The organism is Micromonospora salmantinae (genome assembly GCF_022230905.1).
GTDB lineage: Bacteria > Actinomycetota > Actinomycetes > Mycobacteriales > Micromonosporaceae > Micromonospora > Micromonospora salmantinae.
On sequence record NZ_JAKKFG010000044.1, the window covers coordinates 1 to 25,103 of the forward strand.

Genomic DNA, 25,103 nt, shown 5'->3' on the forward strand with positions numbered 1-25,103 from the left:
ATCGCGCTGCGCGGCACCAGCGCCGGAGAGCAGTGGGCCCGACTGGACCGGGCGGCGCTCACCCTGGCCGGGATGGCTCCCCGGCTCACCGGGCTGGCCGAGCCCGCGGTGCTGGAGGCCGCCGCCGCCGACCGGTCGCTGCGCGACCTGGCCGCGCGGGTGGCCGGTGTCGAACGCGCGCTGCGGTTGGCCCCTGCCGACGCCCGGCCGCCGCTGGCCGAGGCGCACGCCGCGCTGACCGCTCAACTGGAGGGCGGGGTGGCCGCGTACGAACGGCTGGTGGTCGCCGCCGCCGGCTACCTGGCCGAGGACTCCCGACCGGAGACCGCCCACCCGGCCGCCGACCGGCTCACCGAGGCGACCGACCTGCTGCACGGGGTCGCCGGGGCGCTTGCCGAGCTGCGGGCCGTCGGCACCCCGCTGCGCGCGCCGACGCGCTGACGGCGCCCGCCGCGAGACACCGCGCCGACGGCGCACGTACCGCGACACCGCGCCGACGGCGCACGTACCGCGACACCGCGCCGACGGCGCACGTACCGCGACACCGCGCCGACGGCGCACGCGCCGCGACGGCGCGCGGAGCCTGGGCCGGTCACTGTGGTGTCGTCACCAGGATCGGGGCGGTGTACGGCGAGGTGCCCACGACGTTGAACGACCGGATCCGGTAGTGGTACGTCATGCCCCGGGCCAACCCCGTGTTGGTGAAGCCGCGGCCGGTGACAGTGAAGGTGGCCGTCTCCTGCTCGAAGGCCGGGTCGAGTGCCCGCTGCACGATGAACCCGGACCCCGGGCCGCCGGGTGTGCTCGCCTCCCAGGCCAGGATCACCGTCGCGGTGTCCGGCCCCGGTGCGCTGGCGGTGGCGCTCACCCCGTTGGGGGTTCCCGGCGCGGGTGGCGAGGTCACGGTGGCGACAGTCGACCACGCCGAGGCGGAGCCCAGGTAGGTGGTCCGCACCCGGTAGTAGTACGTGGTGTCCGGTGCCACCGTCGCGTCCAGGTGGTTGTCGCCGACCCCGATCGCCGTGGTGCCCGGACCGCTGGTGAACGTCGGGTTGGTGGCCCGCTGCACGTCGATGCCGGTGGCGAACGAGCGGTTCGTCCAGCGCAGCGCCACGCGCAGCGGGGCGGCCGGCGGGAGCGTCGCGACCAGACCGCTCGGCGCGGCCAGGTGCACCGAGGCGGGTACCCCGTTCGACCAGGACGAGTAGCTGACCGCGTTCTCGGCCCGGATCCGGTAGTGGTAGGTCACCCCCGGGGTGACTGTCGCGTCGGTGTAGCGGGAGGCGGCGGCCGCGACGGTGATCGTGGTGACCTCGCCGCCGAATGTCGCGTCGGTGGCCCGTTGGAGCAGGTGGCTGGTGGCGGGCGGTCGTCCGCCGTTGCTGGTCCAGGCCAGCGCGATCGCGGGTAGCGCGGTGGCCGAGCCGGGCACCGGTGTGGCCGTCAGCCCGGTCGGCGCCTTCGGCGCCACGCGCAGCACCAGCGGCCGGCTCATCCCGGCGTCGCGGTGGCCGGCGAGCTGACTGTGCCAGCGGTACTCCCAGCCCAGGTTGACCAGTTGGTTGACCACAGTGGCCGGTCGCCCGTCGATCGGACTGACCGGCGTCGACCCGGTCCGCGCTCCGGCCGGCCGACAGGGGTCGAGCAGCCGGACGCTGTCGCCCAGCTTGAACGGCAGCGCCGGCGCGACCGGGCGCAGCGCCACCACCACGTCCTCCCGGGGGTTGACCCGGACGACCCCCTTCCAGCCCAGCTCGGTGCCGTGCGGGAGTCGCAGCGTGCCGTCCCAGCCAACCCGGTTGATCACCTGCACGTCGCAGCCGGCGATGTGCAACGGCTCGGTCTGTCGGACGTTGCCCCTGATCCGCCAGAGCTGCGTGCCGTCGGTGGGGGAGCCCACCGGCACGGCGGGGTCGGTGGCGAAGAGCACCTCGGTGACCGGGTCGGTAGCACCGAGTGGCAGCGTCGTCGGGTTGAGCGGCCCGGCGTGTGGGTGCCCGACGCCGAGCCGGCCCGCCGACCGGCCGTGGTCCGGCTCGAAGATCTGCTGTGCGGCCTTGACCGCGATCGGCACTGTCACCGGGCCGGTGCCGGCCGTCGGCGTGAACGTCACAGTGGTGGCGTGCACCGGCACCGTCGTCTGCGCCGGGGTCCGGGTGCCGAACGCCGGGTCGTACGCCGGCTGCGGGACGATCGGCGGGCGCTGGCTGGCCGCGTACGCCAGGGGCAGCCGTTCGCGCAGCCGGCTCAGGTCGTACGGCGACTCGGGCGTCCCGGTGACCCGGAACTGGAGCACGGTGCGGGTGTTCGGGCCGTACCCCGGTTCGGTCCGGGGCGGGCCACCCTCGGCGCTGCGGTCCGGGGCGTCGGTGTGCTGGTCGTAGCGAGTGTCGAAGCCGGGCAGCGGGGCTGGAGCGTCGTTGTAGAGGATCAGCGTGCTGCCCGGCGGCAGGGCGGAGAAGTCGACGAGCACGTCGGCCCGTTCGCCCGGGGCGAGCAGCACTGTGTGTCCGTCGACGTTCAGCACTGTCGGGTCCAGCCGGTCGTAGCGGTAGCCGATCGGCTGGTTCGGCAGCACCACCGGTGCCGGCAGGAGGCCGGCCTCGTTGCCGATCTGGATGAACTCCGGGCCGGCGGCGCGCGGGTCCGGCACACCGCCGTCGCGTCCGTCGGTCGGCCACCCGGCCGGACGGTCCGCCGCCCGCGCGGCGGGCACCATCGGCACCTCACCGGCGTCGGGGTCGGCGAGCGCACCGTCGGCAGTCCACATCGCCGCGTCGGAGCAGGCGCGGTAGAGCTGGAGGTTGAGGCTGCGGTCCAGGCAGGCGTTGAGGATCCGGAACCGGTACGCGCGTGGCCGCACCTCCAGGTACGGGTAGGCGACGCCGTTGACGACCGGGGTGTCGCCGTACGCCTCGGGGACGGCCGACGGGTGCGGTACGCCGGGGCTCAGCGGCGGCTCGTCCGGCGCGTCGACCGGGTCGTGGTACGGGTTCGGCACCCAGCCGTCGGCGTGGGCGTCGTCCGGGGTGGGGTTGCGGGACCAGGGCCCGTAGTCCCACCGGCCGGTGGGGTTGCGTCCGCCGGAGGAGTACGGGTTCTGCCGGGGTTGGTAGACGTGCGGGTGCCAGAGGCTGCCGCGGGCGCCCCATCGTTCCCGGTCCCAGGTCGGGTCCTCGGCGGCGAGTTGGGTGTCGTCCGGAACGAACGTCTTGTCCTCGATCACCAACGGCACCTGGTCGGCCGGCAGCACCCCGTCGGCGACGAGTTGGTCCTCGGCCGGGTCGGTGAGCAGGTAGAGCGCGAGCTGTCCGCCGTAGACGGTGAGCCGGGCCAGACCGAGGGTGTTGTCGTGGAACCACAGCAGCCGGGCGCTCTGCTCGTTCGGGAAGTAGAGCGTGGTGGCGCCGACCCCGGGCTCCGGCATGTCCGGCACGTGGGTCAGGCCGGGCCCGGTCGGGTACGGGGTGATCTCCCCGGCCGGGGTTATCCACTGCCCCGGGTTGCCCGCGCTGGTCCAGCCGGTCTGCGCCCCGGCCAGGTGCAGCACGGCCCGGTTCTGCGGGTACGGCGCCGGTCCGTCCAGTGGGCCAGGGCCGGCCCCCTCGATGGTGTCGTCGACCGGCAGGAACAGCTCGCCGGACCGACCGGTGGGGAGTTGGTTGATGAACTTCACCCGGACCGGTCGACCCCGACGGGCGCGGATCATCGGCCCGAGGTGCCACTGCCGCTCCGGCGGCGCCACCGTGTTGTGTCCGGCCGGGTCGGTGCCCAGGTTGAGTTGCCGGTAGCCGCGCAGCCGGGTGACCGGCAGGTCCCGGTGCAGCCGCTGGGCGTACTCCTGCAGGCCGATCTCGTAGTAGTCGCAGCCCGGATAGCTGATGGTGTCCGGCACCGCCACCGGCAGGTGGCTGCCGAGGTCGCCGGGGCCCGGCCGGCCCGGGAGGGGCAGTGGGTCGACGAACTTGCGCAGCCCGGTGCCGGCCACCGCCCGTCCGTCGGGGTCCCGCGTCGGACGGGGGCTGTGGGCGAAGTTCGGCACCGGACCGAAGTAGCGGGGCACGACGGCCGGGTCCAGGCTCGACGTGACAACGGCCTCCTCGGCGGTACGCGGGGCCGGCAGGGACGCCGCCCTGTCCTCGGCGTCGGTGTCGCGGGTGGTCCGCTCGAAGAAGGTGGAGCGGAGTCTGCGGAACATCGCCATGACTCTCCCCGGTTCGGGGCGCGAGGTCCGCCACCCCGGCGTGGGGGACCTCGGCACTCTGCTGACGGTCGGTGAGCGCTCAACCGCAGCATGCGACTCCGGCGGCCGGTTAGGAATTACCCAATCGTCCGTTTCTGCCATGGCTCCCGTCTGGCGAGAGCCTGGTCAGCCGGTTGGCGACGGACCCGGACGCTCGGGCTGGCAGACCGGGCACCAGTAGGTGACCCGTTCGCCCAGCTCCTCCTTGCGGATCGCGGTGCCGCAGCGGCGGCAGGGCTGGGCGCGGCGGCCGTACACGTAACTGGTCTGCCCCCGGTGCAGTGAGCCGGTGCTGCTCTGCGTCCACCGGCCCCGGTTGGCGGCGAGCAGCCGCTGTGCGAGGGCCACCAGGCCCGGCAGGTCGGGCACCCCGCCGACCGGGGTCCACGGTGACACGCCCCGCAGGAACAGCACCTCGCACTTGTAGAGGTTGCCCACGCCGGCCAGGTTGCGCTGGTCGAGCAGCGCCTCGCCGATGCTCTGTTCCGGGTGCTCGGCGAGCCGACGGACCGCCTCGGCCGGGTCCCAGTCGGAGCCGAGCAGGTCGGGGCCGAGGTGGCCGACCAGTTGCTCCTCCTCGGCGGTCGGCACCAGGGTCAGGTCGTGCAGGTGGTAGCCGACCGCGACAGCGCCGGGGCTGCGCAGCACCACCCGGATCAGGTGCGCGGGCCGGCCGCTCCAGCGTTCCCCCGGGGCGTACGCCCGCCAGGCGCCGTCCATCCGCAGGTGGGAGTGCAGGGTCCAGTGCTCCTCGGTGGGGGCGTCGAGCCGCAGCAGCAGATGCTTGCCCCGGCTGGCCGACTCGCGGACGGTCCAGTCGGTGAGGTCAGTGGTCGCCAGCTGCGGCACCCGGAAGTCACTGCCGGTGATCCGCGCGCCGGCCAGCGCGCGGTGCAGCACGCGCGCGGTGTTCCAGACGGTGTCGCCTTCGGGCACCCTGCCATCCTCCCTCTTTCGAGCAAGATTCGCATGTGTCGCTATTTGTACTCAGGTTCCTCCTGATCTCCTGACATGCGAAGGTCAGGGGGTTCTGAGGAGAATGCCCATGACGCGACCCTGTTGTCGTATCCCATCCGTCGCCCTCATCGCCACCCTCGCCCTCCTGCTCACCGCAGCACTCCTATCCACGACCGGTCCTGCCCCGGCCGCACCCAGCGGCGCTCCGGTCACTCTCGTCGCCGCCGCGCCCGGCGACGAACGGTGGAGCGCCGACCTCACCATCGTCGACCGCGACGATGTCAACGTCCGGCGTACCGGCGCCGGCCTACGCCTGCGGGAGGCCCGGTCCAACGGGCGCGGCGCCCGCAGCCCGCACAGCGCGGTCGCCGAGGGCATGCTGCTGACCGCTCCCCGCACCCTCGCCCGGCCGGCGACCCGGGTCCGTGCCGAGATCAACGCCGCGGTTCCGGCCGGGGCGACAGTTGAGGCGCAGGTCCGCGGCTGGCGGGCCGCCGGCTGGACGGAGTGGCGGGCGGCCACCACCGGCGCGGTCTTCGACCGGCCGGTCACCCGGGTGCAGACCCGGGTGGTGCTCACCGCCCCCGACGGGGGCGCCACGGCGACGGTACGGGGCGTGCGGCTCACCGCCGACGCGAACGCCGCCGTCTCCGCCGCCACGCCCGGCCGCACCTACCGGGTGTACGCCACCCGCATCGGGCTGGTCGGTGAGCTGACCGCCAACGGCCGTACCGTGCAACCCCGGGACCACTTCGCGGCGCTGCCGTCGCGGCGAGGGCTCTCCCCGCTCAACACCGGCGACTACACAGTGCGGGTCTGCACCACCAGCGGCTCCCGCTGCGAGTACGCCCCGGTCTGGGACGTCGGGCCGTGGAACACCCGCGACGACTACTGGAACCCCTCATCGGTCCGGGAGAACTGGAAGAACCTGCCGCAGGGCCGGCCCGAGGCGCAGGCCGCGTACCAGTCCGGCTACAACGGCGGTCGGGACCAGTTCGGGCGGACCGTGCTCAACCCGGCCGGCATCGACCTTGCCGACGGCACGTTCTGGGACGGGTTGCGGCTGACCACCAACGCCTGGGTGGACGTCGCCTACCTGTGGACCGGAGGCGGGCCGCGCGGCGTGGTCGGTGACGGGCCGCTCAACATCCGCACCGGGGCCAGCACGTCGTATGCGACGCGTGGCCTCGCCGCCCGGCTGGCCCACGTGCCGATCCAGTGCTACGTCACCGGTCAGTCGGTCGCCGGCCCCTACCGGACCACCGCCCGCTGGAACCGTCTGGCCAGTGGCCAGTACGTCAGCCACGCGTACATCTCCAGCGTGTACGGCGGAAGCGTGCCGGTCTGCTGAGCCACGCTCACCCCGTCGGGCGCCCCGTCAACGTCAGGGGCGCTCGTCGGGGCGAGCCGTACGCACCATGTCCTGGTAGCGCGGGTGGCTGGCACCGTAGACGGCATAGTTGAGTCGAGCGTGCGTGAGGCTCAGGTCGCCGTTCGGGCCACCCCGGACGGCGTCGGCGTCGGCGTCGGTCTGGCCGTCGTCGGTCCAGAAACAGACGGGGCAGGTCCCCCCGCCGGTCCGGGATGCACAGCAGGGACAGCCCACAGGAACCACATGCTCACCCACCGGAGAAGCATTCCACAGTCGAACATCAGCCCGATACCCGCAGGAGGTCCCCCGGGCGGGCCGCGAGGAGGTCCGCGTCCCGCCCGCCGTTGACGGCGACAGCGACCAGACCGGCCGAATCGACGTACGCCACCAGGCCACCGGCCGGGGCGTCGCCGAAGGTCCGCCGAAGCCGTCGGTGAGGCCGTAGTCGGTGGTCAGCGAGATCCAGGGCACTGCGGACATGCCCGCAGGCCAGTGGAACCGGGGCGTGCTGGCGGATACGGGACAGTGCAGTGGCCGACCGGCCCCTCCCGCCGCCGGAGGACGTTGGGCAGACTGCCCTGGTGACAACTCGGAACCTCCCCGCAGTCGGAATCCTGCTGGTCGCCGTCGCCCTCAGCGCCGGTTGTGGCAGTGACGACGACGGCAGCCCGACCGCGCCCCCGTCCGTCTCGTCCGAGGCGGCCTCGACCGGCCTGCCGACGCCCCAAGCCGCACCCAGTGCCGACGGCGCGAGCCCGCCCTCCGCCGCCGCACAGGGCACGACGCAGCGGCGGCCGGCCAGCCCGCCGCCGGTGGTGCTGCCCAAGCGCCCGGCCAGTGCGCCCGGCGCGAAGCAGGTCGTCGACGCCTTCCGGGCCGCCGGCCTGAAGGTGCCGCGCCCGAAGGACCGCTCGGTCGACTGTGGGCCGGACGGCCTCGGCCTGGGCTGCTCCGAGCTGATGGCCACCGACGCCGTCACCGTCTACGTCTTCCCGGACGAGACCAGCGCCAGCGACATCGCGGAGACCTGGGGCGGCCAGTCGTACCGGCGTGGCGCGGTGGTGCTGAACTACCTGGAGGCGAAGACCCCGGCCGCCGACCGGCCCCGCTACGAGAAGGTCCTCGACGGCCTGGGCTGAGCACCGGCCCGTGGCGTCCACGGCCGGGGCATGTCCGTCTTCGGAGCGGTATACCTGTGAGTCATGAAGGTCAGCCGCGCAGGCGAAGGCCGCGGGGCGTGGCCCGGAAGCCGGCGGCGGTCAGCGCGTCCCGCAGTGGCGACGAGTGCACCGCCTCGCCGTCGGCGCGCTCCACCGACATCGCGCCCAACGCCCCGGAGTGGACGGCGTCGGCGAGCGCCTTGCCGGCCGCGGCGAGCGTGTCGGTGTCGTCGGTGAAGGACAGCAGCGTTCGGCCGCCGCGTTCGACGTAGAGGACGAGGTCGCCGCCGACCTGCACCACCAGGGCGCCCGCCTTGCGACCGGCCCGGTGCCCGGTCGCCGGGGTGGCACCGTCGCCGGAGTCGACCACCCGTTCCGGCCAGGGCAGCGCCGCGCCGTACGGGTTGGCCGGGTCGGTCGCGGCGAGCACTGTGGCCACCGCGCCCCGACCCCGGGCGCCGTCGGTCGGCTCGGCCAGCGCGCGCAGCCGGTCCACCGCACCGGGTACGGCGAACTGCGCCGCCCCGAGCCCTTCGACGAAGTAACCCCGGCGGGCCGCGCCGCGCTCCTCCAGCGCCGACAACACCGGGTAGACCGCCGAGAACCCGCCGACCACCTGCTCGGCCATCACCGCGCCCCGGGTGACCACCCCGTGCCGCTCCAACAGCAGGTCGGCGAGCGCGGCGGCGCGCCGGGTCGGGTCGAGGTCCCGATCCGGGAGACGTGACCAGCGGCCGGCGACCGTCGGCGGGCCACCCCGGGTCGGCAGCGCCACCCGACCGGGCCGCCGGTAACGGGTGCGGGGCGCGGACGGCCGCGAGCGGTGCGCGCCGCCGGCGCCGAGCACCGCTCGCAGCGGGGCGAGGGTGTCGTTGCTGAGGTGCCCGGCCCAGACCAGGTCCCAGATCACCCCGGTCAACGCGGCGTCGTCGGTCGAGCCGACCCGGTCGGCCAGCGGGCGGAAGAAGAGCGCCTGCCCGTCGCCGAGCGCGTCGAGCACCGCGTCGTGCAGCGGGGTACGGGTCAACGCCTCGTCGGGCGGCGGGAGCAGCAGCGGCGCGGCGTCCGCGTACGCCAGGGTGACCCAGCCGTCGCCCCCGGAGATCGCGCCCGAACCCGCCCAGAGCACCTCCCCGCTGGCACACAGCTCGTCGAGTTGGGCGGGGGAGTAGTCCGCGACCCGGGCGGGCAGCACCAACCGCTCCAGCGCGGACGCCGGCACCGCGGTGCCCTGCAACTGCTCCACGGTGGCGGCGAGCGCCTCCACACCTCGGGCGGACGAGCCGACCTGCTGCCAACGCGGCAGGAACGTCGCCAGCGCCCGGGGCGGCACCGGCTCGATCTCCCGGCGCAGCGCGGCGAGGGAGCGGCGGCGCAGCATCCGCAGCACCTCGGCGTCGCACCACTGGGCGCCGGCCGAATCCGGGGTGAACTCCCCGGAGACCACCCGCCCGGTGGCGCCGAGCCGGCGCAGCGCCTGCTCGACGACGAACACGCCCAACCCGAAGCGGGCCGCGCAGCTGGCCGCGGCGAACGGCCCGTGGGTGCGGGCGTAGCGGGCCACCAGGTCACCGAGCGGGTCGGCCACCGGGGCGAGGTACGCCTCGGCCACCCCCATCGGCAGCGCCACGCCGAGGGCGTCGCGCAGACGGGCCGCGTCCTCGACGCCCACCCAGCGCTGCTCGCCCGCGATCCGGACCCGCAGCACCCGGCGGGTGGCCTCCAGCTCGCTGAGCCACGTCTCCGGCACACCCCGCTCGGTCAACTCGGCGTCGCTCAGGTCACCGAGCACCCGCAGCAGCTCGACGACGTCCTCGGCGTCGCGGGGGCGGCGCTGCTCGGTCAGCCACCGCAGCTGCCGGTCGGTCTCGGTGAGCACCGCCGGGTCGAGCAACTCCCGCAGGTCGACCCGGCCGAGCAGCTCGCCGAGGAGCGTGGAGTCGAGGGCCAGTGCGGCGGCGCGGCGCTCGGCCAGCGGGGCGTCGCCCTCGTAGAGGAACGCGCCGACGTAGCCGAAGAGCAGCGACCGCGCGAACGGCGACGGCGCGCTGGTCTCCACCTCGACCAGCCGCACCTTGCGGGTGGCCAGGTCGCGCATCAACCCGGCCAGCGCCGGCTGGTCGAAGACGTCCTGGAGGCACTCCCGGGCAGCCTCCAGGGTGACCGGGAAGTCCGCGTACTCGCGGGCGACGTCGAGCAGTTGCGCGGCGCGTTGCCGTTGCTGCCAGAGCGGCTGGCGGCGGCGCGGGTCGCGGCGCGGTAACAGCAGGGACCGGGCGGCGCACTCCCGGAAACGGGCGGCGAAGAGGGCGGACGTGCCGACCGACTCCTCCACGAGCTGGGTGATCTCGTCGGGCTCGAAGACCACCACATCGGCGCCGGGAGGCTCGTCGGCGGTGTCCGGAAGTCGCACCACGATGCCGTCGTCGGAGGGCATCACCTGGGCGTCCACCCCGTACCGCTCGGCCAGCCGGCGGCCCACCGCGAGGGCCCACGGCCCGTTGACCCGGGCACCGAGCACGCTGTGCACGGCCAGCCGCCAGTCACCCAGCTCGTCGCGGAACCGCTCGACCACGACAGTGCGGTCGTCGGGCAACGAGCGGGTGGCCTCGCGCTGCTCGCGCAGGTAGGCCATCAGGTTGCCGGCGGCCCAGTCGTCCAGCCCGCCGTCGCGCAGCGCGGCCAGGGCCGCCTCGTCGGTCTGGCGCAGCAGGGTGCGCACCCGGGCGCCGATGGCCCGGCCCAGCTCCACCGGCCGACCCAGCTGGTCGCCCTTCCAGAACGGCATGCGCGCGGCCTGCCCCGGGGCGGGCGAGACCAGCACCCGGTCCGGAGTGATCTCCTCGATCCGCCAGGAGGAGGAGCCGAGCAGGAAGACGTCGCCGACCCGGGACTCGTAGACCATCTCCTCGTCCAGCTCGCCGACCCGGGCGGCCCGTTCGGCGCCGGCCAGGAAGACCCCGAACAGGCCCCGGTCGGGGATCGTGCCGCCACTGGTCACCGCGAGGCGTTGCGCTCCCTGGCGGCCGGTGAGCAGGTCGGTGGCCCGGTCCCAGACCAGCCGGGGGCGCAGCTCGGCGAATGCCGTGGACGGATAGCGGCCGCTGAGCATGTCGAGCACCGCGTGCAGCGCCGAGTCGGGCAGCTCGGCGAAGGGCGCGGCCCGGCGGACCAGCACGGCCAGGTCGCCGAGCGTCCACGGCTCCAGCGCCACCATCGCGACGATCTGCTGGGCCAGCACGTCCAGTGGGTTGCGCGGGTAGTGCAGCTCCTCGATGGCACCGGCGGTCATCCGCTCGGCGACCACCGCGCAGGAGAGCAGGTCACCGCGGTGCTTGGGGAAGACCACCCCCCGCGAGACCGCGCCCACCTGGTGCCCGGCCCGGCCGACGCGTTGCAGGCCGGCGGCCACGCTGGGCGGCGCCTCGATCTGCACCACCAGGTCGACCGCGCCCATGTCGATGCCCAGCTCCAGGCTGGAGGTGGCCACCACCGCCGGGAGCTGACCGGACTTGAGCGCCTCCTCGATGTGCTTGCGCTCCTCCCGGGAGACGCTGCCGTGGTGGGCGCGGGCGATCACGGGCGCCGCGCCGGTGGCCGCGCCGGACTGGGCCATCACCTCGGCCGGCGGCCGGTTGCGCAGCGGACCGGCGGGGCCACCCCACAGCTGCGCGCCGGACGCCCTGTCGTCGTCGCCCGCCGGGTCGTCGCCGGCCGGCAACCCCTCCGGTACGCCGATAGCGCCCTCGCCCGACGCGGATGCGGCGACCGCCTCGGCTGCCAGCTCGTTGAGCCGGGCGCAGAGGCGCTCGGCACTGCGCCGGGAGTTGGTGAAGACGATTGTCGAGCGGTGCTGCCCGATGAGGGTGAAGACCCGTTCCTCCACGGCCGGCCAGATCGACGCCCGGCGTGGCCCGGGGCCGCCGAGGTCGTCCTCCGGTGGTTGCTCCTGCTCGTCCAGGCGGGTCATGTCCTCCACCGGGACCTGCACGCTAACCTCGATGGTCTTCGGGGTGGCCGGCTGCACCACGTCGACCGGGCGGGCGCCGCCGAGGAACTGCGCACAGGCGTCGATCGGCCGGACGGTGGCCGAGAGGCCGATGCGCTGCGCCGGGGCGGGCAGCAGCTCGTCGAGGCGTTCGAGGGAGAGCGCGAGGTGGGCGCCGCGTTTGCTGCCGGCCACCGCGTGCACCTCGTCGACGATCACCGTCTGGACGCCGCGCAGCGAGTCGCGAGCCGCGGACGTGAGCAGTAGGAACAGCGACTCGGGCGTGGTGATGAGGATGTCCGGCGGAGTGCGGGCGAAGGCTCGTCGCTCGTCGGCGGGCGTGTCGCCGGTGCGCATGCCGACGGTGATGTCGGGCGGTGCGACGCCCAGCCGGGTGGCCGCCTGCCGGATGCCGGCCAGCGGGGCGCGCAGGTTGCGCTCCACGTCCACGGCGAGGGCCTTGAGCGGGCTGACGTAGAGCACGCGGCACCGTTGGCGGGCCTCGGCCGGTGCTGGCTCGCGGGCGAGTCGGTCCAGTGACCAGAGGAAGGCCGCGAGCGTCTTGCCCGAGCCGGTGGGTGCCACCACGAGCGCGTTGCGGCCGGCGGCGACCGATCGCCAGGCGCCGGTCTGCGCGGCGGTCGGGGCTGCGAAGGCGTTGTCGAACCAGGCGCGGGTGGCCGGGCCGAACCCGGCCAGCACCGCGCCGGCGTCTGCGTCTGCCCCGGTCACCGGTCCATCGTGCCCCGCCGGTCCGACATCCACGAGCGACCTCTCGACGGAATGGACCAGCAAGAAGCAAAAAGCGTGGAACGTGCGCTTAATACGTTAAGTCTCACTTAACTGCTTGCTTCTAAGGAGCAACATAAAGTAACTTCACTCGCAACGCGAACCGGGGTGAGGGGGTTTGATGGCCGGCGAGCAGCACACCGTCGAACCGGGCACCGACGTGCTGATTCGCAAGGTCGACAGCCACCTCGCCGCGCTCCGCGCCGGCCTGCACGGCCCCGAGCTCGAGCTCGCCGAACGCCTCGCCCACTGCCTGCGCGAGATGGTTCTCTGTACCGCCCAGGCCAGCGCCGCCGACCGGGGTCAGGTCCGCGTTGCCGTGCACTACTTCGTGCTCCGTCGCGAGAGCCGTGGCCGCCTGCTGGCGGTGCGGTCGCTGACCGCCGCCGAGCGGGTGGTCGACCGGGTCGCCCGCCAGCTCGGCCGCCTCGACCTGCTGGCCGAGCTACGCCGCGACCGGTCCACCCCCGACGACGCGCAACCCCTCAACAAAGCCCTGCTGCGCTAACGCCGCTCGGCCTCCCCTCCCGTGTTGATCAAGAGATTTGCGTCAGGAACCCGGGCGCGGGTGACGCAAACCTCTTGATCAACGGTCGGGGTCGGGGTCGGGGTCGGGGTTGGGGTCGGGGCTGGGGTTGGGGGCTGGGTTGGGGCTCTGGGGGCGAATTCTGGCAAAACCGCCCGGCGGGGGAGGAACTGGCGTCTGATCGCTGCTAGGCGCCACCGCTGCCACGGGCGTCGGCCATGTCGATCAGGAGCGCAGGTGCTGGTACTGCTCATCCTCCATCTCGTGGCGGCGCTCGCCGCGCCCCTGCTCGTCCGGTGGTGGGGTCCGCGCGCGTGCTACCCGCTGGCGCTCGCGCCGGCCGCCGCGTTCTGCTGGGCGGTGGCCCGCACCCCGGCCGTCGCCGACGGCGGGGCGGTGGTCGAGACGTACCCGTGGATCCGGCAGTTGGGCCTCGACATCGCGTTCCGGCTCACCACGCTGTCCTGGCTGATGACGCTGCTGATCGGCGGCGTCGGCGCGCTGGTGCTGGTCTACAGCGCCCGCTACTTCGGTGCCGGTTCCACCGGGCTGGCGCAGTTCGCCGCGGTCCTGGTCGCGTTCGCGGGCGCGATGCTCGTCCTGGTCTTCGCCGACGACCTGCTGCTGCTCTACGTCGGCTGGGAGCTGACCACGATCTTCTCGTACCTGCTGATCGGGCACAGCACCGAACGGCGGTCCAGCCGCTGGGCGGCGGCGCAGGCGTTGACGGTCACCACGCTGGGCGGCCTCGCCATGCTGGTCGGCTTCATCATGCTGGGCGAGCACGCCGGCACCTACCGCTGGTCGGAGATCAGCGCGCAGCCGCTGCCCGGCGGCGGGTACCTGGTGGGCGCCGTGCTGCTGATCCTGGCCGGCGCCCTGTCCAAATCGGCGGTGCTGCCGTTCAGCTCGTGGCTCCCGGTGGCGATGGCGGCGCCCACGCCGGTCAGCGCCTACCTGCACGCCGCCGCCATGGTCAAGGCCGGCGTCTACCTGGTCGGGCTGCTCGCCCCGGTGCTCGCCACGGTCGGCCCGTGGCGGCCGCTGGTGCAGATCGCCGGTGTGGCGACCATGCTGCTCGGCGGATGGGCCGCGCTGCGCCAGACCGACCTCAAGCTGCTGCTGGCGTACGGGACGGTCAGTCAGCTCGGCCTGCTGGTGGCCGTGACCGGCTCGGGCACCCCGGACGCCGCGCTGGCCGGCACCGCGATGCTGCTGGCGCACGCCCTGTTCAAGGCGGCGCTGTTCCTGGTCGTCGGCATCATCGACCACGGCGCCGGCACCCGTGACCTGCGCGAGTTGTCCGGGGTGCGGCACTGGTCCCGGCCGCTGTTCGTGGTCGCCGTGCTGGCCGCGGCGTCGATGGCCGGTGTGCCACCGCTGGTCGGCTTCGTGGCCAAGGAGGCGGTGTTCGGGGCGTTCACCGACCAGCCCGTGCTCCTCACCGGCCTGGTCGCCGGGACGGTGCTCACCGTCGCGTACAGCGCCCGCTTCCTCTGGGGCGCGTTCGCCGACCGGCCGGGTGTGGCGCCGGTCCCGCCGGGGCCGATCGCCGCGTCGTTGCTGGTCCCGCCCGCGGTGCTCGCCGGTGTCGGTCTGCTCGCCGGTCCGGCCGCGAGCGTGCTGGACGACCTGCTGCGCCCGTACGCCGATCTGCTCGGCGGGGTCGACGCGCACCTGGCGCTCTGGGCCGGGCCGACCCCGGCGCTCGGCCTGTCCGTGCTGGCGCTCGGCGGCGGCGGCCTGCTCTTCGCCGTGCGTGGGCCGCTCGCCCCGGTATTGGCCCGGTTCCGGTCACCGGTGGCGGGCAACCAGGGGTACGAGTGGGTCATCGGCCGGTTCGACCGGCTGGCCATCGACGTCACCGGCGCGACCCAGCGTGGCTCACTGCCGCAGTATCTGGGCATCATCCTGGTCACCCTGGTGCTGGTGCCCGGTGCGGCGATGCTCTCCGCCAGCCCCTGGCGGGCGCGGATTCCGCTCTGGGACAGCGCGCTGCAACCGGTGGTCGTCCTGGTGATCACGGTGGCGGCGGTGTTGGCGGTCGGTGCCCGTCGCCGGCTGACAGCGATGCTGCTGGCGGGCATGACCGGCTACGGCACGGCGATGTTGTTCGTGCTGCACGGAGCGCCCGACCTGGCGCTCACCCAGTTTCTGGTGGAAACGGCGACGATCGCCGTCTTCGTACTGGTGCTGCGTCGCCTGCCGGAGCGGTTCTCGGCCCGCCCGCTGCGCCGTACCCGCTGGGCCCGTCGGGTGATCGGGGCGGCGGCGGGGCTGGTCGCCGCCGGGTTGGCCCTCACCGCCGTCGGCGCCCGCCGGGCATCGGACATCTCGGCCGCCTTCCCCGACCTGGCGGTGGCGCACGGGTACGGCCGCAACGTGGTCAACGTGACCCTTGTCGACATTCGGGCCTGGGACACGATGGGCGAGCTGGCGGTGCTGGTGGTGGCCGCGACCGGGGTGGCCAGCCTGATCTTCGAGCGCTCTCGCACCGGACCGCGGCCGCGCCGGCCCGATTCCGAGCAGGGCGTGAGTGGACGCGGCCGGCCGGTCTGGCTGCGCGGAGGCCCCACCCTCTACGAGGAACGCCGCTCGATCGTGTTGGAGGTGGTCATCCGGCTGATCTTCCACACCGTGGTGCTGTTCTCGCTGTTCCTGCTCTTCTCCGGGCACAACGCGCCGGGCGGCGGGTTCGCCGGCGGGCTGGTGGCGGGTCTCGCCCTGGTGGTGCGCTACCTGGCCGGCGGCCGGTACGAGCTGACCGAGGCGGCCCCGATCGGCGCCGGCGCGATTCTCGGCGCCGGGCTGGCCCTGGCGGTGGGCAGTGGCGTGGTGGCGTTGCTGGTCGGCGGGTCGGTGTTGGAGAGCGCGAAGGTCGACCGAGCCCTGCCACTGGTCGGCGACGCCCATCTGGTCACGTCGCTCTTCTTCGACATCGGCGTGTACCTGGTCGTGATCGGGTTGGTGCTGGACATCCTGCGCAGCCTCGGTGCCGAGGTGGACCGGCACATCGAGGCCACCGGAACGGCCACCGGCGGGCTGGCCGTCGACAAGGGGGACCGGGCATGACGCGGAGCGGTGCGGGGCCGACGTTGGTGCTGGTGTTGGCCGTCGCGGTGCTGGTCGGGTGCGGGGTGATGCTGCTGTTGGAGCGCAGCCTGACCCGGATCCTGCTGGGCGTGGTCATGCTCGGCAACGGGGTGAACCTGTTGATCCTGTTGGGCGGGCGGTCCGGCGGGGCGCCGGTCGTCGGCACGGGCCCGGTGGAGCGGATGAGTGACCCGCTGCCGCAGGCGATGGTGTTGACCTCCATCGTGATCACCTTCGGGTTCACCGCGTTCCTGCTCGCTGTGGCGTACCGCAGCTGGTATCTCTCCGGCGACGACGAGGTGCCCGACGACCTGGAGGACCGGCAGATCATCCGCCGGGCCGGGCGCAACGAGGTCGGTGCGGCCGATCGTGGTGGGGAGGGACCGAACGGTGACCCGGAACAGGTCGATCCCGAGCCGGCCCGCCGGCGGTTACGACGCGGAGACGAGTCGTGATGCGCGCCCTGGTGCCGCTGCCGGTGGTGGTGCCGCTGCTCGGTGCGGCGCTGACCCTGCTGTTGGCCGGGAAGCCCCGAATCCAGCGCGCGACCAGCGTGCTGTGTCTGGGCGCCACGCTCACTGTGGCGGTGCTGCTGCTGGTGCAGGCGTACCGGCACGGGCCGGTGGTGGTGGCGGTCGGGGGGTGGCCGGCGCCGGTCGGCATCGTCCTGGTGGCCGATCAACTGGCCGCGCTGATGCTGGTGGTCTCCTCGGCGGTGACCCTCTGCGTGCTGCTCTACTCGATCGGCCAGGGTCGCAGCGAGACGAGCGAGAGCTCGCCGGTGTCGATCTTCCACCCGACGTATCTGGTGCTCACCGCCGGCGTCACCAACGCGTTCCTGGCGGGTGACCTGTTCAACCTCTTCGTCGGGTTCGAGATCCTGCTGGCCGCCAGTTTCGTGCTGATCACCCTGGGGGGCACCGAGACCCGCATCCGGACCGGGTCGACGTACGTGGTGGTCAGCATCCTCTCCTCGATGATCTTCCTGACGTCGGTCGGTCTGGTGTACGCCGCCACCGGCACGCTCAATCTCGCCCAGCTCGCCCAGCGCCTCGACGACCTGCCCGACGGTGTCCGACTGGCCCTGGAGCTGATGTTGCTGCTGGCCTTCGCGATCAAGGCGGCGGTCTTTCCCCTGTCGGCCTGGCTGCCGGACAGCTACCCCACCGCGCCGGCCCCGGTCACTGCCGTCTTCGCGGGTCTGCTCACCAAGGTGGGCGTCTACGCGATCATCCGTACCGAGACGTTGCTGTTTCCCGGTGGGCGTGCCCACATCCTGCTCATGGTCGTCGCCGGGCTGACCATGGTGATCGGCATCCTCGGTGCGGTGGCCCAGTCCGACCTGAAGCGACTCTTCTCGTTCACCCTGGTCAGTCACATCGGCTACATGATCTTCGGGGTGGCGTTGAGCACCGTCGCCGGCCTCTCCGGCGCGATCTTCTACGTGGTGCACCACATCACCATCCAGACCACGCTGTTCCTGGTCGCCGGACTGGTCGAGGAGCGTGCCGGCAGCACCGACCTGCGTCGTATCGGCGGTCTGGCCCGGGTGGCGCCGCTGCTGGGCGTGCTCTTCTTCATCCCGGCCATGAATCTCGCCGGAGTGCCACCGTTCTCCGGCTTCCTCGGCAAGCTCGGCCTGCTCCAGGCCGGGGTGGCGGCCGGCGGGCCGCTGCCCGGGGTGCTGGTCGCGGCCGGCACCCTGACCAGCCTGCTCACCCTGTACGTGGCGTCCCGGGTGTGGAACATCGCCTTCTGGCGCGCGCCCCGGCTGGCCACCAGCGAGCCGGTCGTCCAGTTGCCGAGGCTGATGGTGGGCGCCACAGTGGCTCTGGTCGCCATCGGGCTGGCGTTGACAGTGCTGGCCGGTCCGCTCTTCGACGTCACCGCCGACGCGGCCGAGGACCTGCGGCTGCGCACCCCGTACGTCCGTGCGGTGCTGCCGGGCGGTGTGCCGTGACCGGCTCCCCGGAGCCGGCTCCCGACACCCCCGGGCCCGCCGTGGTGGGGCGGGGCCGGCTCGGGCGCTGGCGGGACCAGGCGGTGGCACTCGGGTGGCTGGTGCTGGTCTGGAACCTGCTCTGGGGCGACATCACCTGGGCCAACCTGGTCGGTGGCCTGCTGGTCGGTGCGGCCGTGCTGGTGTTCTACCCGCTGCCGGCGGTCAGCTTCGGCGGCCGGTTGCGACCGTGGGCTCTGCTGGTGTTCGTGGGCCGGTTCGCCGTCGAGTTGGTCAGCGCGAGCCTGCACGTCGCCCGGATCGCCGTGCAGCCCGGCTACCGACCGCGTGGGGCGATCATCGCGGTCCGGTTGCGGGTGTCCACCGACCTGAACCTGGCGCTCACCGCCGAGGCGGTCTCGTTGGTGCCGGGCACGCTGGTCCTCGAGGTGGACCGGGACTCCGGAACGCTCTACCTGCACGTCCTGGACACCCATGGCCCCGGGGACCTGGACGTGGCCCGGGCCCGCACGCTCGCCGTCGAGCGGCGAATCGTCCGCACGGTCGGCTCCACCAGTGAACTGCGCCGACTCGACGTCACCTCACCCGAGAAGGGAACCCGCCCGTGACCACCTTCCTGGCCGTCGTCCTCACCGCACTGCTGTCGGTCACCGCGCTCCTCGCGCTGACTCGCCTCTACCGTGGCCCGTCGCTGGTGGACCGGGTGATCGCCGCGGACATGCTGCTCGCCACGATGGTCGGCGCGGTGGGCGCCGAGGCGGCGGTCAACCGGCACGCCACCACGCTGCCCGTGCTGGTGGTGCTCTCCCTGCTCGGCTTCGTGGGCTCGGTGTCGCTGGTCCGCTTCGCCGTCCGGGAGCAGCAGTGATCGCGACGATCGCGGACTGGATCGGCGCCGGTTGCCTGGTGGCCGGCGCCCTGCTCGCCCTGGCCGCCGGGATCGGCGTACTGCGTTTCCCGGACGCGCTGTCCCGGATGCACGCGGCCACCAAGCCGCAGGTGCTCGGGGTGCTCCTGTTGCTGCTGGGCATCGCGTTGCGGCTGCGGTCCCCGGCGGACCTGGGCATGATCCTGCTGGTGGCGGTCTTCCAGTTGGCGACCGCGCCGGTGGCTGCGCAGATGATCGGGCGAGCCGCGTACCGGTCGGGGCGGCTCGACCGGAGCCTGCTCGACGCCGATGAGCTGGCCGAACGCGGACCAGGCGGCGGGCCGGCGGGGCCGGCGTGACGACCGCCAGGCGGCGGGCCGGCGTGACAAACCGGGGCGCTCGCTGAACCGGACGTTCCGCTCCTTCGGCCCACCCCCAGCGGAGTCCCAGCCAGCGCCGATAAAATGACGGCATGATCGACTCTTCTGCCCAGGAGGGCAGCAGTAGCCAGCCGGGTCGTGCCCGGCATATCCCCGTACCGACGACCCCGGGAGCCCTGAGCGACCCGTGTTGATCGTCGTTGGTCTCCTACTGATCATCCTTCTCACTGCCGCCACCGGCTACTTCGTGGCGCAGGAGTTCGGCTACGTCGCCGTGGACCGGGGCAAGCTGCGCCAGCTTGCCGATGACGGCGATCAGGCCGCCGCCCGGGCCCTGACCGTCACCAGCCGGCTCTCCTTCATGCTCTCCGGTGCCCAACTCGGCATCACCGTCACCGCGCTGCTGGTCGGCTACGTCGCCGAGCCGTATCTGGGCGGTGGTCTCGCCGACCTGCTCGGCGTGGCCGGCGTCAGCGAGGCGGTCAGCCTGCCGCTGTCGGTGGCGTTGGCACTGGTCATCGCCACCATCGTGCAGATGGTCCTCGGTGAGCTGGCCCCGAAGAACCTGGCCATCGCCCGGGCCGTGCAACTGGCCCGGGCGCTGAGCCGCTCCACCCTGATCTACCTGGCCGTCGCCGGGCCGCTGATCCGGCTCTTCGACCGGGCCTCGGTCCGGCTGCTGCGCCGCATCGGCATCGAGCCGATCGAGGAACTGCCCAGCGGCGCCACCCCGGCGGACCTGGAACAGATCATCGCCGAGTCCCGCGAGGAGGGCAGCCTCGACGCCGAGATGTCCACGCTGCTCGACCGAGGTCTGGACTTCCGCGAACTGACCGCCGGCGAGGCCATGGTGCCGCGCGTCGACGTGCACACCGTCCGGGCGCACGAACCGGTGAGCCGGGTGGTCGAGCTGCTGGACACCGGCCACTCCCGCTTCCCGGTACGCGGTGCGGAGGGCGTCGACGACCTGCTCGGCATTGTCGGCATCGCCGACGTGCTCGGCGTACCCCCGGGGGAGCGGGCCACCACCCCGGTGAGCGCGGTGGCCGGGCCGCCGCTGCTCGTACCGGAGACGTTGCCCCTGCCCACGGTGCTCGACCGCCTGCGGGCCGGGCACCGGCAGATGGCGTGCGTGGTCGACGAGTATGGCGGATTCGCCGGCGTCATCACGCTGGAGGACATCGCCGAGGAGCTGGTCGGCCCGATCCGAGACGAGGACGACCCACCGGAGCGGGCGCCGGCCCGGCAGGACGACGGGTCCTGGGTGGTGCCGGCCCGCTGGCGGATCGACGAGGTCGCCGACAGCACCGGCATCGCCCTGCCCGAGGCCCCCGAGTACGACACCCTGTCCGGGTTGGTGATGCGGGAGCTGGGCCGGGTGCCCGAGGTCGGTGACCGATTGGAGATCAGCCTGCAACCCGAGGGGGCGGATGGCGAGGACAACGAGGCGGAGCCCCGGGCGTTGGTCGAGGTGTTGGCCGTGGACCGGCACGTGGCCGACTCGGTGCGGTTGCAGCTGACCAAACCTGAGGTGACCGCATGAGCCCCGGGATCGCGCTGTTCAGTTCGGTGATCCTGCTGGCGCTGAACGGGTTCTTCGTGGCCGCCGAGTTCGCCCTGGTGGCCAGCAAGCGCTACCGCCTGGAGCAGGCGGCGGCGAACGGTGGCCGGGCGGCACGGGCCGCGTTGGACGGCGTCCGCGAGCTGTCGCTGATGCTGGCCGGCGCGCAACTCGGCATCACGCTGTGCACCCTGGGTCTCGGTGCGCTGGCCGAGCCGGCGATCGAGCACCTGCTCAGCCCCCTGCTGCACGCGGTGGGCCTACCGGACGCGGCCAGTCACCTGATCGCCCTGGTCTTCGCCCTCGGGGTGGTGACCTTCCTGCACCTGGTGGTGGGGGAGATGGCACCGAAGTCGTGGGCGATCACCGACGCGGAGCGCTCGGCGACGCTGCTCGCGTTGCCGTTCCGCGCCTTCGCCCGGGTCTCCCGGCCGGTGCTCTCCGCGCTGAACGCCCTGGCCAACGCGATCCTGCGGCTGTTCGGCGTCAACCAGCAGGACCAGCTCGCCCAGGTGCACGGCCCGGACGAGCTGCGGATCCTGTTGGAGCAGTCCCGAGAGCACGGGCTGCTCGGTGCCGAGCAGCACCAGCTGTTGACCAGCATGCTGGAGTTGCAGGGCACGTCGGTGGCGCAGGTGATGGAACCGTTCGCCACCATGGTCACCGTCCGACGGGACGACCCGGCCGAGCGGATCGAGGAGGTCAGCCGCGACAGCGGCCGATCCCGGCTCGCGGTGCTCGACGAGGCGGGTGACGTGTGCGGGCTCGTGCACGTCCGGGAGGCGGTACGGGTGGTCACCACCGGCCGGGTCGCCACCGCCGGGGAGCTGATGACCCCCGCGTTCACGCTGCCCGCGACGTCCTCGGTCACCGAGGCGGTGGCGGCGATGCGGGCCCGGCAGTCGCAGCTCGCGTTGGTCCGCAACGGCGGTGGCCCGGCCCGGCCGATCGGCTTCGTGGCCCTGGAGGACCTCCTTGAGGAGGTCATCGGGGAGTTCGACGACGAGACCGACACGGTCCCGCGCGGGCGTCGGTTGCGCTGACCTGTCGACCCGGCCGTACCGACGAAGTACGGCCGGGTCGACGCTCCCCATGGCAGCGCCGCTCGACGCGGGCGGGCTTGAGCCGACCCCGACCGGGTAGGCGCGCCTGGTGGGGCCGCCGGGGCCCCGTCCCGGGAGGGGGCGCGCGGTGCGGCTGACGGGAGTGTCCCCGGAGTCCGGTGGCACCGGACTCTCCGTGCAGACCACGCTGCCCAACCCGAGTACCCGCCCGGGCCTGCGCCTGCCCGGGCGGGTGACAGTCGCGGCCGGCCCGGAGGACGTGCTGGTGCGGCACATCCGGCTCGGCCTCGTCACCACTGTCGAGCCGGACGACCCGGCCGCGGCCCGACGTCTCGTGCAGTTCCACCACCTGCCGATCGCCGGCCGGTTCGTCGTACCGGCCGGTCGGCGGCGGGCGGTCGACTTCGCGTTCCCGCTGCCGTGGGAGACCCCGGTGACCACCTTCGGTGGGGTGCCGCTGCTGAGCCTGCGGATGGGCCTGCGGACCGAGGTGTCGCTCGACCCCGACCTTGACCAGGGGGCCATGGTGCCGGTCTTCGTGCATCCGATCCCCACCCAGCAGCACGTGCTGGCGGCGCTGGACACGCTGGGCTTCATGATCCGCCAGTCCGGGTTGCTGGAGGGCGGGTTGCCAGGGGTGGAGCACACCCTGCCCCTGCACCAGCGCTGGGGCTACTGGGTGGGGCCGCTCTACGCCGGCCCGATCACCGAGCTGGAGGTGATCTTCGTGACCAACTCGGCGGGCCTGGAGGCGATCCTCTGGATGGATCGCCGGCTGGCGCTGGCCGGAATCACCCACCAGAGCATCAGCCGGTTCCGGATCTGGCACCAGGGCGCCGACCGGCGGGACTGGGTCGCCACAGTGGACGGCTGGATCCGCCAGGCGATCAACCGGCACGCCGCAGCGGCCGCGCACGCCGACTGGTCCGCGCAGATCGCCGGGTCGGCCCACGTCAGCCGCCACCCCGACGAGCCGATCCGACCGGGCTACGGCCTGGGCGGCACCGCCGGCGGCACCGGCGTAGGCGGCGGCGGCTCCGGCGGCGACGGCACCTGACCCCTCGGCCCCGCCCTCTCCCGCCTTCTCACCCTCGCGATCTTGCAGTTTCTGCGGCGACAAAACGGCTCAGAATGCGCGTTTCTACGACCGAAAGTGCAAGATCGCGAGGGCGGGCGGGCGGGCGGACCGAGGGGGGTCAGCTGGCGCTGGCGGTGGCTAGCTTGAGGCTGAAGGCCAGGAAGAGGGCGGCCACGGCGGTGGTGCCACCGGCTGCCAGGCGGCGGCGTTGGCGGAACTGGGCGGCCAGGAAGGTGCCCGCGAAGATCAAGGCGGTCAGGTAGAGCGCGCTGGTCACCTGAGCGATCAGCCCGAGCAGCAGGAACGACAGCGCCGGCCAGGCGTAGCCGGGGTCGACGAACTGGATGAAGAACGAGATGAAGAACAGGATCGCCTTCGGGTTCAGCAGGCTGATCACCAGCGCCTTGCGGAACGGGCTGCGCATCGCCGCCGGCTCCGCGGCGTCGATGAGCCGCGGCGTGTTCGGGTCGTTGCGGTCGCGCCAGCGCCGCACGGCGCCGAGCAGCATGGTCACCCCGACATAACCGAGGTACGCGGCACCGGCGTACTTGATCACCATGAACAGCGGCGGGTACGCGTTGAGCAGCGACGCCACCCCGGCGGCGGAGAGGAACATCAGCACCCCGTCGCCGACGAACACGCCACCGGCGGCCCGGTAGCCGACCGCGACGCCCCGCTTGGCCGCGGTCGAGAGCACGAAGAGTGAGTTCGGCCCGGGCAGCAGGATGATGGCCACGGTGCCCAGCACGTACGTCCAGATGTCGGTGATCCCCAGCACGCCCGCCATCATCACGCCACCGGTGCCGTCCGCAGAAGTCTTTCTCGCAGCCTGGCCTGTGCGTTCGGCCACTCGTCGACGGTCATCGCGTACTGCACGGTGTCCCGCCAGGAGCCGTCCGGGCGTTGCCGGTGCATCCGCAGCACCCCCTCCCGGGTCGCGCCGAGCCGTTCGATGGCCGCCTGGGAACGAACGTTGCGGATGTCGGTGTGCCAGGCGACCCGTACCGCGCCCAGGTCGTCGAAGGCCCGGCTGAGCAGCAGCAGCTTCGCCTCCGGGTTGATCCCGGTACGCCACCAGGGCCGGCCGAGGAAGGTGTGCCCGATGGCCACCGCCCGCCGCTCCGGGTCGATGTCGTAGTAGGAGGTGCTGCCCACCACCGCCCCGGTCGCCGCGCACCGCTGCACCCAGGCCACCCGCTCGCCCCGGTGCTGGGCGGCCAGGGCGGTGCCGATCACCTCGGCGGTTTCGGCGGGGGCGGTGGGCGGCGCGACGCTGAGGTGCCGCCACACCACGGGGTCCGCGGTGGCGGCGTGCAACTCGTCGGTGTGCGCCAGCTCCAGCGGCTCCAGCCGAACGTGCTCACCGTGCAGCGGCACCGGGTCGTGCCAGGGCGTGCGGGGCGTCCGCAGGTACGCCGGCAGCGGCGCGGTGACCCCGGCGTCCGGCTCGGGTGCCCCGGCGGTGAGTCGCAGTGGCAGCACGCCGGCCCAGTGCGGCAGGTGCAGGTCGGCCTCGTCGTCGCGGACCCCGCCGGTGCGGGCCCGGACGGACACCTCGCGTAGTGGCAGCGCCAGTACGGCGGTCTCGGCCAGCTCGCGATGGCTGGGCGGACGGGTGGCGGTGCTGCGTCCCGCGCCGACCTTCTCGACCAGCGCGGTGAGCATGGCGAGCTTCTCCCGCTCGTCGGTGACCAGTCGGGCGGTGCCGTGGGCGACGACCGAGCGGTAGTTGGCGCTGTGGTGGAACTGGGAACGGGCGTAGACCAGCCCGTCGAGCAGTGTCACCGCGACGCAGACCGGCAACCCGTCGTCGCCCCGGGCGGCGAGCAGCGGCCGGCTGCCGGTGGAGCCGTGCAGGTAGAGCGTGTCGCCGATGCGGACGTGCAGGGTGGGCAGCACTCGTGGCTGGCCGTCGACGATGAAGCTGAGCGCGCAGTCGTACGCCTCGTCGAGCACGGCGTGGGCGGCGGCCTGGTCGTAGCTCATCTTTTCGCGGGAGCGGTGGGGTGTGGTCCGGGCGGTGGGTGGATACATGCGCGCGCCCCTTTGTTCTAGTACAATCTC

General features: G+C 73.3%; 20 protein-coding genes. 13 read left to right on the plus strand and 7 right to left on the minus strand.

Annotated features, from left to right (window positions below; all coding sequences use genetic code 11):
* Nucleotides 1–441: phage shock envelope stress response protein PspM (gene pspM / locus PSH03_RS27660; RefSeq protein ID WP_441005700.1), on the plus strand; the 441-nt coding region annotated here is incomplete at its 5' end.
* Between the two features lie 151 nt (nt 442–592).
* Here pspM and PSH03_RS27665 read toward each other — a convergent pair.
* Together PSH03_RS27665 and PSH03_RS27670 are read right to left on the minus strand one after the other, a co-directional pair.
* A complete protein-coding gene (locus PSH03_RS27665) occupies nt 593–4,204 on the minus strand; it encodes a hypothetical protein (protein WP_238690849.1) in 3,612 nt (1,203 codons plus the stop codon).
* Nucleotides 4,205–4,369: 165 nt separating this feature from the next.
* Nucleotides 4,370–5,179: a DNA-formamidopyrimidine glycosylase family protein gene (locus PSH03_RS27670; protein WP_238690850.1), complete on the minus strand. Its 810-nt coding sequence runs from the start codon at nt 5,177–5,179 to the stop codon at nt 4,370–4,372.
* Between the two features lie 109 nt (nt 5,180–5,288).
* Here PSH03_RS27670 and PSH03_RS27675 point away from each other — a divergent pair, with 109 nt between their 5' ends.
* Complete coding sequence (locus PSH03_RS27675) at nt 5,289–6,551, plus strand: DUF8814 domain-containing protein (RefSeq protein WP_238690851.1); 1,263 nt, start codon at nt 5,289–5,291, stop codon at nt 6,549–6,551.
* Nucleotides 6,552–6,584: 33 nt separating this feature from the next.
* On the opposite strand, the gene PSH03_RS33075 is transcribed toward PSH03_RS27675, so the two are convergent.
* Together PSH03_RS33075 and PSH03_RS33080 are read right to left on the minus strand one after the other, a co-directional pair.
* Nucleotides 6,585–6,968, minus strand: coding sequence for a CPCC family cysteine-rich protein (locus tag PSH03_RS33075; protein WP_372494890.1), 384 nt, complete (start codon nt 6,966–6,968; stop codon nt 6,585–6,587).
* On the minus strand, nt 6,853–7,239 hold the full coding sequence (locus tag PSH03_RS33080) for an SAM hydroxide adenosyltransferase (RefSeq protein ID WP_372494901.1): 387 nt from the start codon (nt 7,237–7,239) through the stop codon (nt 6,853–6,855). The genes PSH03_RS33075 and PSH03_RS33080 overlap by 116 nt, the downstream gene beginning before the upstream one ends.
* Between PSH03_RS33080 and PSH03_RS27690 the strand changes: the two genes are divergently transcribed.
* Nucleotides 7,154–7,711, plus strand: a complete 558-nt coding sequence (locus tag PSH03_RS27690) for a hypothetical protein (RefSeq protein WP_238690986.1) — start codon at nt 7,154–7,156, stop codon at nt 7,709–7,711. The two genes, PSH03_RS33080 and PSH03_RS27690, sit on opposite strands and share 86 nt — an antisense overlap.
* 70 nt (nt 7,712–7,781) lie before the next feature.
* On the opposite strand, the gene PSH03_RS27695 is transcribed toward PSH03_RS27690, so the two are convergent.
* Entirely contained in the window at nt 7,782–12,452 is a 4,671-nt protein-coding gene (locus PSH03_RS27695) for an Lhr family helicase (RefSeq protein ID WP_238690852.1), read from the minus strand.
* 178 nt (nt 12,453–12,630) lie between these two features.
* On the opposite strand from PSH03_RS27695, the gene PSH03_RS27700 reads away from it, so the two are divergent.
* The 10 genes from PSH03_RS27700 (at nt 12,631) to PSH03_RS27745 (ending at nt 23,018) form a co-directional block, all read left to right on the plus strand.
* Nucleotides 12,631–13,017 (plus strand): hypothetical protein, encoded by a 387-nt coding sequence (locus tag PSH03_RS27700; RefSeq protein ID WP_210787530.1) that lies wholly within the window; start codon nt 12,631–12,633, stop codon nt 13,015–13,017.
* Between the two features lie 255 nt (nt 13,018–13,272).
* A complete protein-coding gene (locus PSH03_RS27705; RefSeq protein WP_238690853.1) occupies nt 13,273–16,107 on the plus strand; it encodes a Na+/H+ antiporter subunit A in 2,835 nt (944 codons plus the stop codon).
* Complete coding sequence (locus PSH03_RS27710) at nt 16,104–16,583, plus strand: Na(+)/H(+) antiporter subunit C (protein WP_210787397.1); 480 nt, start codon at nt 16,104–16,106, stop codon at nt 16,581–16,583. Before PSH03_RS27705 ends, PSH03_RS27710 begins: the two co-directional genes overlap by 4 nt.
* The gene (locus PSH03_RS27715; RefSeq protein ID WP_210787398.1) at nt 16,583–18,088 is read left to right on the plus strand and encodes a Na+/H+ antiporter subunit D; all 1,506 of its coding nucleotides are present in this window, start codon (nt 16,583–16,585) and stop codon (nt 18,086–18,088) included. Before PSH03_RS27710 ends, PSH03_RS27715 begins: the two co-directional genes overlap by 1 nt.
* Complete coding sequence (locus PSH03_RS27720) at nt 18,085–18,696, plus strand: Na+/H+ antiporter subunit E (RefSeq protein ID WP_210787399.1); 612 nt, start codon at nt 18,085–18,087, stop codon at nt 18,694–18,696. Before PSH03_RS27715 ends, PSH03_RS27720 begins: the two co-directional genes overlap by 4 nt.
* On the plus strand, nt 18,693–18,956 hold the full coding sequence (locus PSH03_RS27725; RefSeq protein ID WP_112586633.1) for an MrpF/PhaF family protein: 264 nt from the start codon (nt 18,693–18,695) through the stop codon (nt 18,954–18,956). Before PSH03_RS27720 ends, PSH03_RS27725 begins: the two co-directional genes overlap by 4 nt.
* Entirely contained in the window at nt 18,956–19,315 is a 360-nt protein-coding gene (gene mnhG / locus PSH03_RS27730) for a monovalent cation/H(+) antiporter subunit G (RefSeq protein ID WP_210787403.1), read from the plus strand. Before PSH03_RS27725 ends, mnhG begins: the two co-directional genes overlap by 1 nt.
* A gap of 208 nt (nt 19,316–19,523) precedes the next feature.
* Nucleotides 19,524–20,879, plus strand: coding sequence for a hemolysin family protein (locus PSH03_RS27735; RefSeq protein ID WP_210787400.1), 1,356 nt, complete (start codon nt 19,524–19,526; stop codon nt 20,877–20,879).
* The gene (locus PSH03_RS27740) at nt 20,876–21,940 is read left to right on the plus strand and encodes a hemolysin family protein (RefSeq protein ID WP_210787401.1); all 1,065 of its coding nucleotides are present in this window, start codon (nt 20,876–20,878) and stop codon (nt 21,938–21,940) included. Before PSH03_RS27735 ends, PSH03_RS27740 begins: the two co-directional genes overlap by 4 nt.
* A gap of 148 nt (nt 21,941–22,088) precedes the next feature.
* Nucleotides 22,089–23,018 carry a sporulation protein gene (locus PSH03_RS27745; RefSeq protein WP_238690854.1) on the plus strand — a complete coding sequence of 310 codons (930 nt, stop codon included), beginning with the start codon at nt 22,089–22,091 and terminating at the stop codon, nt 23,016–23,018.
* A 139-nt stretch (nt 23,019–23,157) separates the two neighbouring features.
* Here PSH03_RS27745 and leuE read toward each other — a convergent pair whose 3' ends face one another.
* On the minus strand, nt 23,158–23,829 hold the full coding sequence (gene leuE / locus PSH03_RS27750; RefSeq protein WP_210786009.1) for a leucine efflux protein LeuE: 672 nt from the start codon (nt 23,827–23,829) through the stop codon (nt 23,158–23,160).
* Nucleotides 23,829–25,073, minus strand: coding sequence for a bifunctional pyridoxamine 5'-phosphate oxidase family protein/GNAT family N-acetyltransferase (locus tag PSH03_RS27755; RefSeq protein ID WP_238690855.1), 1,245 nt, complete (start codon nt 25,071–25,073; stop codon nt 23,829–23,831). Before PSH03_RS27755 ends, leuE begins: the two co-directional genes overlap by 1 nt.
* Between the last annotated feature and the right edge of the window lie 30 nt (nt 25,074–25,103).